A 16,765-nucleotide genomic window follows, 5' to 3' on the forward strand; every position below is an offset into this window, starting at 1 on the left:
TCACGCTCCAAGCTTCTCGGCGAGCACGGCGGCGATCCGTGCGAGGGGTTCCGGCCCGGCCAGCTCGCCGTGCGCGCAGTCGAGGCGGTGGGGCTCGACCGCCCCGTCCAGGTACGGGTGCCAGGCCTGCTCGTACGGCCAGTCGGCGGGCTTGCCGGTGGTGGCCCCGAAGAAGACGGCGGGGCCCCGGTAGCGGTCGGGCACGTGCTCGGCCATCAGCTTGCGGTGCCGGTCGAAGACCTCCGGCAGGACGGCGACCGCCTCGCCGAGCACGGCCCGCAGGTCGGCGAGCCCCCGGCCGTCCGCCGGGTCGTAGCCGAGCGAGTGGAGCAGTTCGGCCAGGGTGTCGACGGCCTCGACGGGCGGGGCGTCGTCGGTGCGGGCCGCCGGCGCGCCGTCCAGCAGGGCGAGCAGGCCGACCTCGGCGCCCTCGGCCTGCAGGCGGACGGCCATCTCCTGCGCGACGACCGCGCCGAAGGACCAGCCCAGCAGGTGGTACGGGCCGTCGGGGCGGACCGCGCGGATCTGCCGCACGTAGTCCTCGGCGATCTCGGCGACGCTCGCCGGTGCGCCGCCGCGCAGGCCGCGGGCCTGGAGGCCGTAGACCGGCTGGTCGGGGCCGAGGTGGCGGAGCAGGCCGGAGTAGACCCAGCTGATGCCGGCCGCCGGGTGGACGCAGAACAGCGGGGGGCGGTCGCCGCCGGTGCGCAGCGGCAGCAGGACGTCCAGGGCGTCGGCGGCCGGGCCGTGGTCGAGCCGCCGGGCGAGCCCGGCCACGGTGGGCGCCTCGAACAGCGCCCGCATGCCGGGGTCCGTGCCGAGGGCGGTGCGGACGCGGGCGAGCAGCTTCATGGCGAGCAGGGAGTGGCCGCCGAGGTCGAAGAAGTCGTCGTCGATGCCGACGGTCTCCAGGCCGAGGGTCTCGGCGAACAGCTCGCAGAGGAGCTCCTCCTGCGGTGTCCGGGGGGCGCGGCCGCCGGTGAGCAGTCCGAAGTCCGGTGCGGGCAGTGCCGCCCGGTCGAGCTTGCCGCTGCCGGTGAGCGGCAGCGCGGCCAGCGGGACGACGGCGGCGGGCACCATGTAGCCGGGCAGGTGTCCGGCGGCGAAGGCGCGCAGTTCGGCGGTGTCGACCGGGCCGTCGGTGACGACGTAGGCGACCAGCCGCAGGCCGTCCGGGTCGGGCAGGACGGCGGCGGCGCCCACGCCCGGGTGGAGGGTCAGCACGTGCTCGATCTCGCCGAGTTCGATGCGGAAGCCGCGGATCTTCACCTGGTGGTCGGTGCGGCCGAGGTACTCCACGCCGCCGTCGCGGGTGCGGCGGGCGAGGTCGCCGGTGCGGTACATCCTCCCTCCTTGCCCGCCACCGGGCAGGAGGGGCCCGGCATCCGGCTCGAAGGGGCAGGCGACGAAGCGTTCCGCCGTCAGGCCCGGCCGGCCCAGGTAGCCGCGGGCCAGACCCGGACCGGCCAGGTACAGCTCCCCCGGCACGCCCGGGGGGACGGGGTTGAGGTGCTCGTCCAGGACGTACGCCCGCACACCGGCGATCGGGCCGCCGAGCCCGGGGCGCTCCACCGCGTCCAGCGGCTGGGCGAGGGCGTAGACGGTGGCCTCGGTCGGGCCGTACAGGTTGTGGGCGGCGGTGCCCGGTGCCGCGCGCAGGCTCGTCCACAGCTGCTGTCCGACGGCCTCGCCGCCGAGCACCAGCACCGGCGGTGCGGCGGCGTCGAGCAGGCCCTCGGCGAGGAGCTGCTCGGCGTAGGACGGGGTGACGTCCATGGCGCCGATGCCGGCCGCGCGGACGTGCCGGACCAGCGCGGCCGGGTCGCGGCGCAGCTCGTCGCCGATCAGGTGCAGCTCGTGCCCGGCGAACAGCCAGAGCAGGCTCTGCAGGGATCCGTCGAAGCCGAGCGAGGCGGTGAGCGCGACGCGCAGCCGGCCGTGGGCGGCCTCGGCGGTGGCGATCAGCCCGCCGCGGTGGGCGGCCAGCAGGGCGGCGATGCCCCCGTGCGGGACGACGACGCCCTTGGGGCGGCCGGTGGATCCGGAGGTGTAGATGAGGTAGGCGGCGTTGTCGGCCGTGGCGCGCGGTGCCGGGTCGGTGTCCGGTCCGTCGGCCGCGCCGAGGTTCAGGGTGGGCCGTGCGGTCAGGGCCTCGGGCTTCGGCCAGCCCTCGTCGGTGAGGACGAGGGCGGCGCCCGCGTCGGCGAGGGTGGCGGCGGTGCGCTCGGCCGGGTGGTCCGGGTCCAGGGGCAGGTAGGCGGCGCCCGCCTTGAGCACGGCGAGGATCGCGACCACGCTCCCGGCCGAGCGCGGCAGGGCCAGGGCGACCACCGACTCGGGGCCGACGCCCGCCCCGATCAGGTGGTGGGCGAGCCGGTTGGCGCGGGCGTTCAGCTGGGCGAAGGTCAGCCGGGTGTCGCCGCAGACCAGGGCGACGGCCTCCGGGGTCGCGGCCGCCCGGGCCGCGAAGGCGGCCGGCAGCAGCGGGACCTCGGCCGGCAGGGCGGGGCCGGCCGTGGGCAGGGCGGCCCTCTCCTCGGCGGAGAGCAGCTCGACCCGGCCGATCGGCAGCCCGGGCTGCGCGGCCACCGCGGCCAGCAGCCGGCCGAACCGGACGGCGATCGCCTCGACCGTCGCGCGGTCGAACAGGTCGGTGGCGTAGTCGATCGCGCACTCCAGCCCGGCGGGCGCGCCGTCCGCGTCGAAGGACTCGCCGAGGCCCACGCTCAGGTCGAACTTGGCGACCGTCCCGTCGGAGGACTCGACGGAGGCGTCGAGCCCGGCCGGGGCGAACGGCGCGGAGTCCCCCTGGCCCTCCAGCAGCAGCGCCACCTGGAAGAGCGGGTGGCGGGCCAGCGAGCGGGCCGGGTTGAGCTCCTCGACGAGCCGCTCGAAGGGCACGTCCTGGTGGGCGTGGGCGTCGAGTTGGGTCTCCCGGACCCGGGCCAGCAGCTCGGTGAAGCTCGGGTCGCCGGAGGTGTCGGTGCGCAGCACCAGGGTGTTGACGAAGAAACCGACCAGGTCGTCCAGGGCCTCGTCGGAGCGCCCGGCCACCACGGAGCCGATCGGCACGTCGGTGCCCGCGCCGAGACGGGTGAGCAGGGCGGCGAGCGCGGCCTGCAGGGTCATGAACATCGTCACCCGGTGCTCGCGGGACAACTCGCCCAGCGCACGGTGGAGTTCGGCGCCGTAGGGCACCACGACCCGGTCGCCGTGGTGGCCGGCGGTCGCCCGGCGCGGCCGGTCCACGGGCAGCGACAGCTCCTCCGGCAGACCGGCCAGCGCCTCGCGCCAGTAGCCGAGTTGGCGGGAGAGCAGGCTCTCCGGGTCGTCCTCGGCACCGAGCAGCCCGCGCTGCCAGAGCGCGTAGTCGGCGTACTGGACGGGCAGCGGCGCCCACTGCGGGGCGGCGCCGTCGGTGCGGGCCGCGTAGGCCGTGGCGAGGTCCCGCAGCAGCGGGCCCATCGACCAGCCGTCCCCGGCGATGTGGTGCAGGACCAGGGCGAGCAGGTGCTCGCCGGGCGCGGACGGGATGACGTGGGCGCGGACGGGCAGGTCGGCGGCCAGGTCGAAGGGCCGGGCGGTGCAGCTCGCCGGCGCGGTGCCGGGCGGCAGCAGCTCGACGCGGACCCGGGCCTGCTCGGCGGGCAGGATCCGCTGGTGGGGGGTGCCGTCCTCCTCGGCGATCAGGGTGCGCAGGCTCTCGTGCCGGGCCACCACGTCCCCGAGCGCCAGCTCCAGCGCGGCGGTGTCCAGCTCCCCCGCCACGCGCAGGACGAGCGGCAGGTTGTAGAGGGCGCTGGGGCCCTCCATCCGGTCGATCAGCCAGAGCCGCTGCTGGGCGAAGGACAGCGGCAGCCGCTCCGGCCGCGCACCGCCCCCGGTGAGTGCCGGGCGCCCGGAGCCCTCGCCGCCCAGGCGGGCGGCCAGCCCGGCCACCGTCGGCGCCTCGAAGACGTCCCGGATGCCCAGTTCCGCGCCCGACGTGGAGCGCACCCGGCTGAGCAGCTTGGTCGCCAGCAGCGAGTGCCCGCCCAGGTCGAAGAAGTCGTCGTCGATGCCGACGGAGTCCAGCCCGAGCACCTCCGCGAACAGCCCGCAGAGGATCTCCTCCTGCGCCGTGCGCGCCGCCCGGCCGGCCGACAGCGCACCGAAGTCCGGGGCCGGCAGGGCCCGGTGGTCGACCTTGCCGCTGCCGGTCAGGGGCAGCGAGTCGAGCAGGACGACGGCGGCGGGCACCATGTAGCCGGGCAGCGATTCGGCGGCGAACCGGCGGAGCTCGGCGGCGAGTTCGGGCGTGTCCCGGTCCACCGTGCAGTAGCCGACCAGCCGGTCGCCGGTCTCGCTCTCCCGGATGGTGACCACGCACTGCCGGACGGCGGGGTGGCGTGCCACCACCTGCTCGATCTCGCCGAGTTCGACCCGGAAGCCGCGGATCTTCACCTGGTGGTCGGTGCGGCCGAGGTACTCCACGCCGCCGTCACGGGTGCGGCGGGCGAGGTCGCCGGTGCGGTACATCCTCCCTCCTTGCCCGCCACCGGGCAGGAGGGGCCCGGCACCCGGCTCGAACGGGCAGGCGACGAACCGTTCCGCCGTCAGGCCCGGCCGGCCCAGGTAGCCCCGGGCCAGACCGGTGCCGGCCAGGTACAGCTCCCCCGGCACGCCCACCGGCACCGGGTTGAGGTGCTCGTCCAGGACGTACGCCCGCACACCGGCGATCGGGCCGCCGAGCCCGGGGCGCTCCACCGCGTCCAGCGGCTGGGTGAGCGCGTACACGGTGGCCTCGGTCGGGCCGTAGAAGTTGTGGCCCGCGGTGTCGGGGTGCTCCCGCAGCCGCTGCCACAGGGCCTGGCCGATCGCCTCGCCGCCGAGCAGCAGCAGGCGCGGGGCGGGCGCGTCCAGCAGGCCCTCCTCGATCAGCTGCTCGGTGTAGGACGGGGTGAGGTGCAGGGCGTCGATGCCGGCCTCGGCGGTGTGGCGGACCAGCGCCGCCGGGTCGCGGCGCAGCTCGTCGCCGATCAGGTGCAGCTCGTGCCCGGCGTACATCCAGAGCACGGGCTCCAGGGAGGCGTCGAAGCAGAGCGAGGCGGTGAGCGCGATCCGCTGCCGGCCGTGGGCCTGTTCGGTGCGCTGGATCAGGGCGGCCCGGTGGGCGGCCAGCAGGGCGGCGACGGCGCCGTGCGGGACGACGACGCCCTTGGGGCGGCCGGTGGAGCCGGAGGTGTAGATGACGTAGGCGGCGTCGCCCGGGTCGACGGCGCGCTGCGGGTCGGCGGAGCGGGCCGGGTCGAGGGCGTGCTGCGGGTCGGCGCTGCAGCGCGGGTCGGCGGCGCCGTCCGCGGGGGGTTCGGTGACGTCCAGGGTCCGCAGCCCGGCCAGGACCTCGGGCAGCGGCCAGCGGTCGTCGGTGAGGGCGAGCGCCGGGCGGGCGTCCGCCAGCATGTGGGCGGTGCGCTCGGCCGGGTACTCGGCGTCCAGCGGCAGGTAGGCGGCGCCCGCCTTGAGCACGGCCAGCATGGCGACCACCGTCTCCGCCGAGCGCGGCAGGGCGAGGGCGACCACGGACTCCCGGCCCGCGCCGGCGGCCAGCAGGTGGTGGGCGAGCCGGTTGGCGCGGGCGTTCAGCTGGGCGAAGGTCAGCCGGGTGTCGCCGCAGACCAGGGCGACGGCCTCCGGGGTCGCGGCCGCCTGGGCCGCGAAGGCGGCCGGCAGCAGCGGAGCCTCGGCCGGCAGGGCGGGGCCGGCCGTGGGCAGGGCGGCCCGCTCCTCGGCGGAGAGCAGCTCGACCCGCCCGATCGGCAGCCCGGGCTGCGCGGCCACCGCGGCCAGCAGCCGGCCGAACCGGACGGCGATCGCCTCGACCGTCGCGCGGTCGAACAGGTCGGTGGCGTAGTCGAGGGCGCAGTCGATCCCGGTGAGCTCGCCGTCGGGGCCGAAGGACTCCTCGGCGATCAGGCTGAGGTCGAACTTGGCCGATCCGTTGCCCGCTCCGAGGGGTTCGACGCGCAGGCCCGCCGTGGCCGGCTCGGCCTGCTCGTTGCTCTGCAGCACCAGCATGATCTGGAAGAGCGGGTGACGGGCGAGTGAGCGGGCCGGGTTGAGCTCCTCGACCAGGCGCTCGAACGGGGTGTCCTGGTGGGCGTAGGCGCCCAGGGCGGTCTCCCGGGCGCGGCCGAGCAGCTCGGTGAAGCTCGGGTCGCCGGAGGTGTCGGTGCGCAGCACCAGGGTGTTGACGAAGAAGCCGACCAGGTCGTCCAGGGCCTCGTCGGAGCGCCCGGCCACCACGGAGCCGATCGGCACGTCGGTGCCCGCGCCGAGACGGGTGAGCAGGGCGGCGAGCGCGGCCTGCAGGGTCATGAACATCGTCACCCGGTGCTCGCGGGACAACTCGCCCAGCGCACGGTGGAGTTCGGCGTCGAGGCCGAGCGCCACCCGGCCCCCGCGGTGGGAGGCGACGGGCGGGCGGGGGCGGTCCGCCGGCAGCGTGGCCTCCTCCGGGAGGTCCGCCAGGGTCGCTCGCCAGTAGGCGAGTTGGCGGGCGGCCAGGCTCTCCGGGTCGTTCTCCTCGCCGAGCAGCCCGCGCTGCCAGAGCGCGTAGTCGGCGTACTGGACGGGCAGCGGCGCCCAGCCGGGGGCGGCGCCGTCGGTGCGGGCCGTGTAGGCCGAGGTGAGGTCGCGGACCAGCGGGCCGAGGGACCAGCCGTCGCTGGCGATGTGGTGCAGCGCCAGGACCAGCACGTGCTCCTCCGCGGAGACCCGCAACAGGGTGGCGCGGAGCGGGAGTTCGGTGCGCAGGTCGAAGGCGTGCCGGCACAGCCCGGCCACCGTGTCGGGCACCTCGTCGGCCGGGCACTCCCGGGTGTCGAGCCCGACGGCGGCCTCGCCGACGGGCAGGATCCGCTGGTGGGGGGTGCCGTCCTCCTCGGCGATCAGGGTGCGCAGGCTCTCGTGCCGGGCCACCACGTCCCCGAGCGCCAGCTCCAGCGCGGCGGTGTCCAGCGGCCCGGTCAGGCGCAGCGCCAGCGGGGCGTTGTAGAGGGGGCTGGGGCCCTCCATCCGGTCGATCAGCCAGAGCCGCTGCTGGGCGAAGGACAGCGGCAGCCGCTCCGGCCGCGCACCGCCCGCGGTCAGCGCCGGGCGCCCGGAGCCCTCGCCCAGGCGGGCGGCCAGCCCGGCCACCGTCGGCGCCTCGAAGACGTCCCGGATGCCCGGCTCGGCGCCCAGCGCCACCCGCACCCGGCTGAGCAGCTTGGTCGCCAGCAGCGAGTGCCCGCCCAGGTCGAAGAAGTCGTCGTCGATGCCGACGGAGTCCAGCCCGAGCACCTCCGCGAACAGCCCGCAGAGGATCTCCTCCTGCGCCGTGCGCGCCGCCCGGCCGGCCGACAGCGCACCGAAGTCCGGGGCCGGCAGGGCGGAGCGGTCCAGCTTGCCGTTGGCGTTGAGCGGCAGCGCGTCCAGGGCGACGACCGCGGCCGGGAGCATGTAGCCGGGCAGCGTCCGGGCGGCGGCGGCACGCAGCCCGGCGGTGTCCAGCAGGCCGTCGGCGACCACGTAGGCGATCAGCCGCAGCCCGTCCGCGTCGGGCAGGACGGCGGCCTGGAGCACCTGCGGGTGGGCCGTCAGGGCGCGCTCGATCTCGCCGAGCTCGATCCGGAAGCCGCGGATCTTCACCTGGTCGTCGGTGCGGCCCAGGTACTCCAGCTCGCCGTCGCGGGTGCGGCGGACGAGGTCACCGGTGCGGTACATCCTGGCGCCCGGCTCGAAGGGCGAGGCGACGAAGCGCTCCGCGGTCAGGCCCGGGCGGTGCAGGTAACCGCGGGCCAGGCCGGCGCCGGCCAGGTACAGCTCCCCCGGCACGCCGACCGGGACGGGGTTGAGGTGCCCGTCCAGGACGTGGGCGCGGGTACCGGCGACGGTGCGGCCGAGGACGGGCCGCCCGGTCGCCGCCAGCGGGTGGGTCAGGGCGTCGACGGTGCACTCGGTGGGGCCGTACAGGTTGTGGGCGGCGGTGCCCGGGGCCTCGCGCAGCCTGGTCCAGAGCGCCTGGCCGACGGCCTCGCCGCCGAGCAGCACCAGGGCGGGTGCGGGCTCCTCCAGCAGGCCCTCCTCGATCAGCTGCTCCGCGTAGGAGGGGGTCACCTCCAGCACGCCGATCCCGTGCTCGCGCACGTGGCCGACCAGGGCCCGGGCGTCGCGCCGCACGTCGCCGCCGATCAGGTGCAGCTCGTGGCCGGCGACCAGCCACAGCAGGCCGTCCCAGGAGGCGTCGAAGCAGAGCGAGGCGGTGAGCGCGACCCGCTGCCGGGCGGTGCCCGCCATCACGCCGGTGCGGTGGGCGGCGAGCAGCGCGGCGATGCTGCCGTGCTGGACCACGACGCCCTTGGGGCGGCCGGTGGAGCCGGAGGTGAAGATGACGTAGGCGGCGTCGGACGCCGCGGCCCGCGGGGCCGGGTCGGTCTCCGGGGTGGCGGCGTCGTCGCCGAGGTCCAGCACCGGGTGCCCGTGGAGGACCTCGGGCAGCGGCCAGCGCCCGTCGGTGAGGACCAGCGCCGGGCCCGCCTGCGCCAGGGTGTCGGCGGTGCGGTCGGCCGGGTACTCGGCGTCCAGCGGCAGGTAGGCGCCGCCGGCCTTGAGCACGGCGAGGACGGCGACCACCGTCTCCGCCGAGCGGGGCAGGGCCAGCGCCACCACGCGCTCGGGGCCGATGCCCGCGGCGATCAGCCGGTGGGCGAGGCCGTTGGCCCGGGCGTTGAGCTGCGCGAAGGTCAGGGAGAGCTCGCCGCAGACCAGCGCCACGGCGTCCGGGGTGGCGGCGGCCTGCGCCTCGAAGGCGGCCGGCACCAGCGGCACCTGCCCGGGCAGCGGCGTGTGGGCGTCCGCGGCCCGCTCCTGCTCCGTCAGGACGTCCAGCTCGGCGACGGAGCGGCCGGGGTCGGCGGCGACCTGGCGCAGGATGGTGTCCAGGGCGGCGGCGAGCCGTTCGGCGGTCTCGCGGTCGAACAGGTCGGTGGCGTACTCGAGGACGCCGGCCAGCCCCTCGCCGGCGCCGCCGGCGCCCTGCCGCTCGACCAGGCGCAGGGTGAGGTCGAAGGTGGCCGTGCCGAAGTCGACCGGCTCCTCCGTCACCGTCACGCCGGGCAGGTCCGGGCCGTCCTCGGCGGCGCCGGCGAAGGCCAGCATCACCTGGAACAGCGGGTGGCGGGCGGTCGACCGGGTCGGGTTCAGCTCCTCCACCAGCCGCTCGAACGGCACGTCCTGGTGGGCGTGGGCGGCGAGGTCGGTCTCCCGCACCCGGGCCAGCAGGTCCGCGAAGCTCGGCCGGCCGGACAGGTCGGTGCGCAGCACCAGGGTGTTGGCGAAGAAGCCCACCAGCTCGTGCACGGCCTCGTCGAGGCGCCCGGCCAGCGGGGTGCCGACGGGCACGTCGGTGCCCGCGCCGAAGCGGTGCAGCAGGGTGGCGTACGCGGCCCGCAGGACCATGAAGAGGGTGACGCCGTGCTCGGCGGCGAGTGCGGTGAGCCGGGCGTGCAGGGCGGCGTCGAACTCCAGCGGGACGACGGCGCCGCGGTGGGTGGCGACCGGCGGCCGCGGGCGGTCCAGCGGCAGCGGCAGCTCCTCGGGGACGCCGGCCAGCGCCTCGCGCCAGTGCGCGAGCTGCCGGGAGACCGGGCTGTCCGGGTCCTCCTCCGAGCCGAGCAGTTCGTGCTGCCAGAGCGCGTAGTCGGCGTACTGGACGGGCAGCGGCGCCCACTGCGGGGCGTCGCCGTCCACGCGGGAACGGTAGGCCCGGGTGAGGTCGCGGTAGAGCGGGCCGAGTGAGGCGCCGTCCCCGGCGATGTGGTGGACGACCAGGACCAGGACGTGCTCCCCGGCTCCCTCGCTGCGCAGGTAGGCGTGGACGGGGAGGTCCGCGGCGAGGTCGAAGGTGTGGCCGGCGAGCTCGTCGGTCGGGCGGTCGGTGACGGTGAGCAGGCCGGTGGCGGGGGCGTCGAGGACCCGCTGGTACGGCGTGCCGTCCTGCTCGCCGAAGACGGTGCGCAGGGCCTCGTGCCGCCGGACGACGTCGCCGAGGGCGGCCTCCAGGGCGGCCGGGTCGAGCGGGCCGTGCAGCCGCAGGGCGAGGGTGACGTTGTAGGTGGCCGAGGGGCCGTCGGCCTGGGCGAGGAACCAGAGCCGGCGCTGGGCGAAGGAGAGCGGCACCCGCTCGGGCCGGGCGACGGGCCGCAGGGCGGGGCGGGCCGGGGCGGGGGCCTCGGCGGCGCGGTCGGCGAGCCGGTCGACGAGTCCGGCGACGGTGGGGGCCTGGAAGAGGTCCCCGATGGAGAGCTCGACGCCCAGCTCGGTGCGGGCCCGCCCGGTGAGGCGGGTGGCGAGCAGCGAGTGGCCGCCGAGCGCGAAGAAGTCGTCGTCGATGGTGATGTCGTCGATGCCGAGCAGCTCGCCGAAGAGCTCGCACAGGGCCCGTTCGCGCTCGTCGCGCGGGGCGCGGCCGGTGCCGTCGGCGGCGAGGTCGGGGGCGGGCAGGGCCCGGCGGTCGACCTTGCCGTTGTCGTTCAGCGGCAGGGTGTCGAGGACGACGACGGCGGCGGGGACCATGTAGCCGGGCAGCGAGGTGCCGGCGAAGGTCCGCAGCTCCTCGGGGGTGAGCGAGGCGTCGGCGGTGCAGTAGGCGACGAGGCGGGTGTCCCCGGGGCGGTCCTCGCGGGCGATCACGATGACCTGGCGGACGGCGGGGTGGCGGGAGAGCGCCGCCTCGATCTCGCCGAGTTCGATCCGGAAGCCGCGCAGCTTGACCTGGCCGTCGATCCGGCCGAGGAACTCCACGGCGCCGTCGGCGCGCAGCCGCACGAGGTCCCCGGTGCGGTACATGCGGGAGCCGGGTTCGTCGGACGGGTCGGCGAACGGGCAGGCGACGAAGCGTTCGGCGGTCAGGCCGGGCCGGTTGAGGTAGCCGCGGGCCAGGCCGGCCCCGGCGATGTACAGCTCGCCCGGGACGCCGGGCGGGACGGGCTGCAGCCGGGCGTCGAGGACGTGGCTGCGCATGTTGTCCAGCGGGCCGCCGATCGGCACCCGGGGGCCGTCGAGGTCGGCGTGGGTGAGCGGGTGGTGGGTGGCGAAGGTGGTGGTCTCGGTGGGTCCGTAGACGTGGGCGAGCAGCAGGTCGGGGCAGGCGTCGAGGACGCGGCGCATCAGGACGCCGGAGGCGGCCTCGCCGCCGGTGCAGACGACGCGCAGGGCGGCGAAGGTCTCCGGGGCCTGTTCGGCGACCAGGTCGAACAGGGCCTTGGTGAGGAAGGCGGCGGTGACGCCGTGGCGGCTGGTGACGGCGTGCAGGGCGGCGGCGTCGAGGGCGCCGGGCGGGGCGACCACGACGGTGCCGCCGGCCAGCAGCGGCGTCCAGATCTCGTAGGTGGCGGCGTCGAAGGCGTGCGGGGAGTGCAGCAGGACCCGCTGGTGGCGGCCGTCCTGCCAGCGGCGGTCGGCGGCCAGGTCGAGGACGTCGCGGTGGCGCACGGCGACGCCCTTGGGCCGGCCGGTGGAGCCGGAGGTGTACATCGCGTAGGCGAGCTGGTCCGGGTGGACGGGCACGCCGGGGCGGTGGGCCGGGGCGCCGCTCTCGTCGCCGGGGCGGACGACCGCGGCCCGGTGCGGGAAGCCGGGGTCGGCGCGGTCGGTGAGCAGCACGGGGGCGCCGGTGTCGGCGAGCACGTCGGCCATCCGCTCGGGCGGCAGGCCGGGGTGCATGGGCACGTAGCAGCCGCCGGCCTTGAGGACCGCCAGGGTGGCGACGACGACGTCGACGGAGCGTTCCATCAGCATCGCGACGGGGGTCTCGGTGCCGACGCCGAGGGAGATCAGGTGGTGGGCGAGCCGGTTGGCGCGGGCGTCGAGCCCGGCGTAGTCGAGGGTGCCGCCGTCGTGGGCGAGGGCGGTGGCGTGCGGGGTGAGGTCGGCCTGCTGCTCGAAGGACTCGGCCAGGGTGCCGGTGCGGCGCGGGGCGGCGGTGGCGTTCCACTCGGTGAGGATGCGGGTCCGCTCCTCGGGGCCGAGGACGTCCAGCGTGCCGATGGGGGCGTGCGGGTCGGCCGCGGCGACGGCGAGGAGGCGGCCGAGCCGGTCGGCCAGGGCGGCGACGGTGGTGCGGTCGTAGAGGTCGGCGGCGAACTCGATGGAGCCGGTGAGCCCGGCGGGGGTGCCGTCGGGGCCGTGCTGCTCGGCGATGCCGATGTTGAGGTCGAACTTGGCGACCCGCAGGCCGATCGGTTCGGGGGCGGACTCCAGCCCCGGCAGGTCGAGTCCGGCGTCCTGCCCGTGGTTCTGCAGGACGAGCAGGGTCTGGAACAGCGGGTGGCGGCCGAGGGCGCGGGGCGGGTTGAGCTCCTCGACCAGGCGGTCGAAGGGGATGTCCTGGTGGGCGAAGGCCTCCAGCTGGGCCTCCCTGACCCGGCCGAGCAGCTCGGCGAAGCCCGGGTCACCGGACGTGTCGGCCCGCAGCACCAGCGAGTTGACGAAGAAGCCGACCAGGTCGTCCAGCGCCTCGTCGGAGCGGCCGGCGACACCGGTGCCGAGCGGGATGTCGGTGCCGGCGCCGAGCCGGGTGAACAGGGCGGCCAGGCCGGCCTGGAGGACGGTGAACAGGGTGGTGCGGTGGGTGCGGGCGAGGTCGAGCAGGGCGGTGTGCAGGTCCGCGCCCCAGGCGAGGTCCACGGCGTCGGCGGCGCCGCTGGGGGCGGGCGGTCGGGGGCGGTCCGTCGGCAGCTCCAGTTCCTCCGGGAGCGCGGCCAGGACGGTTCGCCAGTGGTCGAGTTGGCGGGCGAGCAGGCTTTCCGGGTCGTGTTCGTCGCCGAGCAGGTCGCGCTGCCAGAGCGCGTAGTCGGCGTACTGGACGGGCAGCGGCTCCCAGTCGGGGCCGCGGCCGGCGAGCCGGGCCCGGTAGGCGGTGGCGAGGTCGCGCAGCAGCGGGCCGAGCGACCAGCCGTCACCGGCGATGTGGTGCAGGACGACGAGCAGCACGTGCTCGGTCGGTGAGAGGGTGAACACCGTGATCCTGATGGGCGGTTCGCCGCTCAGGTCGAAGGTCTCGGCGGCGGCCGCGTCCCGGTGGCCGGGGTAGTCGGCCGGTGCGCAGTCCACGACCCGGAAGCGCGGCTGCGCCTCCTCGGCCGGCAGGATCTGCTGCACCGGGACTCCCCCGACCACCGGGAACACCGTGCGCAGGGACTCGTGACGGGCGACCACGTCCGCCGTCGCGGCGCGCAGCGCGGCGGTGTCGAGCTCGCCGCGCAGACGCAGGGCGAACGGCAGGTTGTACAGCGCGGTCGGCCCCTCGATCTGGTCGATCAGCCAGAGACGCTGCTGGGCGTACGAAACCGGGATCACGGTGCTTCCTCTACTCACGTCACGGCACGGGGTGTTCGGAGGGGTCAGGCGTCGGCCAGGACGGGCCGGACACTGGGCCGGCAGTCCAGGACGTCGACGGGCTGCCCCATCGAGACGGCGATCCTGCGGTCGCCGCGGTACGGGTCGCGGCCGTGGGCACAGAGCACGTTGTCGACCAGCATCACGTCGCCGACCTGCCAGCGTTCGCGCACGGTCGCCGCGTGGTAGGCCTCGTTGAGGGCGTCGACGTCGGCGCGTCCGAGCGGTTCGCCGTCACCGAAGCCGGTGTTGAACGGGAAGCCGTCCGGTCCGAACTCGTCGGTCATCGCCTCGCGGATGTCCGGGTCGAGCGACCACTCGTTCCAGAACGCGAGGTGGTTGAACCAGACCTCCTCGTCGGTGGCCGGGTGGCGGATGGTGCCGGGGCGCAGCTGCCGGGTGCGCAGGTTGCCGTCCGGCAGCCACTCGCAGGTGATGCCGTTCTCCCGGCAGTAGGCCTCGACCTCGGACCGGTCCTCGGTGGCGAAGGCGGTGCGCCAGCCGAGCGAGACGTAGTCGGAGTAGTTGCGGGTGAGCGTCCAGCCGGAGGCCCGCATCCGCTCGACGAGGTGCGCGGGCAGCTCGTCGAGCACCCGGCGGCAGTCGGCGGTCGGGGTGGCCCCGCCCTCCTCCGGGGCGACCAGGCAGGCGAAGAGCAGCCGGCCGGGGAAGGTGAGGGTGTAGCTGTTCTCGTTGTGCATCCGGATCGGCTGGGCCGGCGGCAGGTCGGTGGAGGAGAAGACGCCGTTGCCGTAGTCGCTGCGCGGGGTGGCCTTCTCCCGGTACGGAGTGCGCTCGGGGATGAGGACGTCGCGCACGGCGGCGACGTCCTCGGTGCTCGCGACCGGCAGGCCGCGCAGGAAGATCGTGCCGTGCCGGTGCAGGGCCTCGGTGAGGCCCGCCTCGTTCTCGCGCAGCCACTCGCAGGCCTCGCCGAGGTCCGCGGTGCGCGGCGCGTGGGCGAGGGCCGGGCGGCCGGGGTTCAGTTCCCAGGTCGGCATGGTGGCACTCACTGACCGGCGAGGGAGGCGGTCAGGCTGGCGGGCCTGATGTCGGTCCAGTTGGCCTCGATGTAGTCGAGGCAGCCCTGGCGGGTGTCCTCGCCGTGGACGGTGGTCCAGCCGGCCGGGACGTCGATCCAGACGGGCCACAGGGAGTGCTGGTCCTCGTGGTTGGCCAGCACCAGGTAGCCGGCGTTGTCGTCCTCGAACGGGTTGCTCATGGTGTCCTCCTTGGGTTGCTTCGAAGGTATGGCCGGGGCGGGGGACGGAAGGGCAGGAGTCGAGGCAGGAACTGGGCAGTTCGGCCGGTGCGGGACGACCGCCCGGGCGGGACCGGCCGGCGCGGGCCGGGGTCGGGCGCGGGCGCGGGCCGGGCTCAGCGCGGGGTGAGCCGGACCGGGAAGTGGTCCAGGCCGAAGTTGATGATCGAGCGGTTGTGGGTGACCGGACCCGTCGGCTCGATCGTGGCCACGCGGTCGAGCATCGCGGTGAACAGGGCGCCGAGTTCGGCCTTGGCCAGCGGCGCGCCGATGCAGTAGTGGGCGCCGAGGCCGAGCGCGAGGTGCTTGTTGGGGGCGCGGTCGAGCAGGATCTCCTCGGGCCGGTCGAAGGCCTCCGGGTCCCGGTTGGCGGACCACACCCAGACCGCGACGCGGTCGCCGCGGCGGATGGTGCGGCCGTCGAGTTCGGTGTCCCGGCTGGCGGTGCGCAGGGTGTGCAGCCCGACCGAGGTCCAGCGCAGCAGTTCGTCCAGGGCGGTGTCCATGCCGACCTCGCCGCGCTGCAGCTGCCGCCACAGGTCCGGGTGCTGGACGAGCGTGTGCAGCCCCATGGCGGCGGTGTGGCGGACGGTCTGCACGCCGCCGACCACGATGTTGTCCAGGTTGAGGACGACGTCCTCGATCGGCAGCAGCCGGCCGCCGACCCGGTAGGTGGCCATCTTGCTGATCAGGTCGTCGCGCGGGTCGGTGCGGCGCAGCATCACCTGGTGCAGCAGGTACGGGATGAGCTGCTGGTGGCCGGCCCGGCGCTCCTCGGGGGTGCGGCCGAGGAAGGCGACGTCGCAGACCCGTTCGACCATCTCCCGGTCGCCCTCGGGGACGTCCAGGAGGTCGCACATGACGGACAGCGGCAGGGCGGAGACGGCGTCGACGAGGTCCACCTCGCCCAGCTCGACGGCCCGGTCGACGATCGAGGCGGCGAGGTCGGTGATGCCGCGGGCCGCGCCGCGCACCGGGCCGGGGGCGAAGAACGGGTTGGCGGGGGCGCGCAGTTCGCGGTGCCGGGGCGGGTCGGTGAGGGCCATCATCCGGCCGGAGCCGACCGGCACGTTGCCCTCGCCGGCGCCGAGCAGCGAGCCCTGTTCGGAGCTGTAGAGGGCGGCGTTGCGCAGCACCTCGGCGGAGTGCTTGTACGAGAGCACCGACCAGACCGGCCCGTCGTCGACGGTGTCGGTGCGGTGGACGGCCGCCTCGCTCCGCAGCTCCGCGACCAGCTCGGGGGTGTCGGGGCGGGCCCAGAGGTCCGGGTCGGTGAGGTCGATCGCGGTGGTGGTCAGCATGAGTACTCCGTGGTGGGCTGGTGGGCGGCGCCGCGCCGCGCGATGAGGGAGGTCAGCAGGTCGACCGGGCCGGGCCCGTCGACGGTGGCGAGCAGGTGTCCGCCGGGGACGACGTGGTGGCCGGAGCCGCCGCGGGTGTGCTCCGCCCAGCCCTCCAGCCGGGCGGCTCCGAGCATCGGGTCGTCGGCGCCGATGACGGTGTGCAGGTCGGAGCCGATCGGGGGGTGCGGGCGGGGCCGGTAGGTGGCGACCACGGCGAGGTCGGTGCGGATGCCGTGCAGCGCGTGTTCCTTCAACTCCGCCTCGCTCTGGACGAGTTCGCCCATCCCGGCGAGGCGCAGCAGGTCGTCGGCGGTGTGCTGGGGGCGGTCCCGGCCGGTCCAGGTGGCGGGCGGCGAGGCGGAGGCCGCGACGACCAGTTCGGGCCGCCGCTCGGCGGGCAGCGCCCGGGCGACCTCGTAGCCGAGCAGGGCGCCGAAGCTCTGCCCGTAGAAGCCGAACCGACCGGTCAGGTGCGGGGTGAGGGCCTCCACGACCTCGTCGACCAGGAGGTCGAAGCTCGCCGGCATCGGGTGGCCGAAGCGGCCGCCGCGGGCGGGCGGGCGCAGCGCCCAGACCTCCGCGGCCGGGGCGAGGGCGCGGGCGAGCGGGGTGTAGGCGGTGGCGTCCCCCCCGGCGTGCGGGAAGCAGAACAGCCGGAACGCGGGCCGGGGCTGGGGCGCGGGGACGAACAGCCAGTCCCCCTCGACGCGGGGTCGCACCCGCGTGGCGGTGGTCATGCGCC

5 protein-coding genes are annotated in these 16,765 nt (G+C 76.0%); all 5 read right to left on the reverse strand.

The annotated features are described in order from the left end of the window. The 5 genes from ACIA8Q_RS15560 to ACIA8Q_RS15580 all read right to left on the reverse strand — a co-directional run bounded on the left by ACIA8Q_RS15560 (window position 1) and on the right by ACIA8Q_RS15580 (window position 16,760). Window positions 1-13,380 (reverse strand): amino acid adenylation domain-containing protein, encoded by a 13,380-nt coding sequence (locus ACIA8Q_RS15560; protein WP_396317295.1) that lies wholly within the window; start codon window positions 13,378-13,380, stop codon window positions 1-3. A 44-nt stretch (window positions 13,381-13,424) separates the two neighbouring features. After that, a complete protein-coding gene (locus tag ACIA8Q_RS15565) occupies window positions 13,425-14,420 on the reverse strand; it encodes a TauD/TfdA family dioxygenase (RefSeq protein WP_360211031.1) in 996 nt (331 codons plus the stop codon). Between the two features lie 8 nt (window positions 14,421-14,428). Next, complete coding sequence (locus tag ACIA8Q_RS15570) at window positions 14,429-14,641, reverse strand: MbtH family protein (RefSeq protein WP_360211033.1); 213 nt, start codon at window positions 14,639-14,641, stop codon at window positions 14,429-14,431. A 155-nt stretch (window positions 14,642-14,796) separates the two neighbouring features. After that, complete coding sequence (locus ACIA8Q_RS15575; RefSeq protein ID WP_360211035.1) at window positions 14,797-15,981, reverse strand: cytochrome P450; 1,185 nt, start codon at window positions 15,979-15,981, stop codon at window positions 14,797-14,799. Then, entirely contained in the window at window positions 15,975-16,760 is a 786-nt protein-coding gene (locus ACIA8Q_RS15580; RefSeq protein ID WP_360211037.1) for a thioesterase domain-containing protein, read from the reverse strand. The genes ACIA8Q_RS15575 and ACIA8Q_RS15580 overlap by 7 nt, the downstream gene beginning before the upstream one ends. Between the last annotated feature and the right edge of the window lie 5 nt (window positions 16,761-16,765).

Source organism: Kitasatospora sp. NPDC051705 (assembly GCF_044453265.1).
GTDB lineage: Bacteria > Actinomycetota > Actinomycetes > Streptomycetales > Streptomycetaceae > Kitasatospora.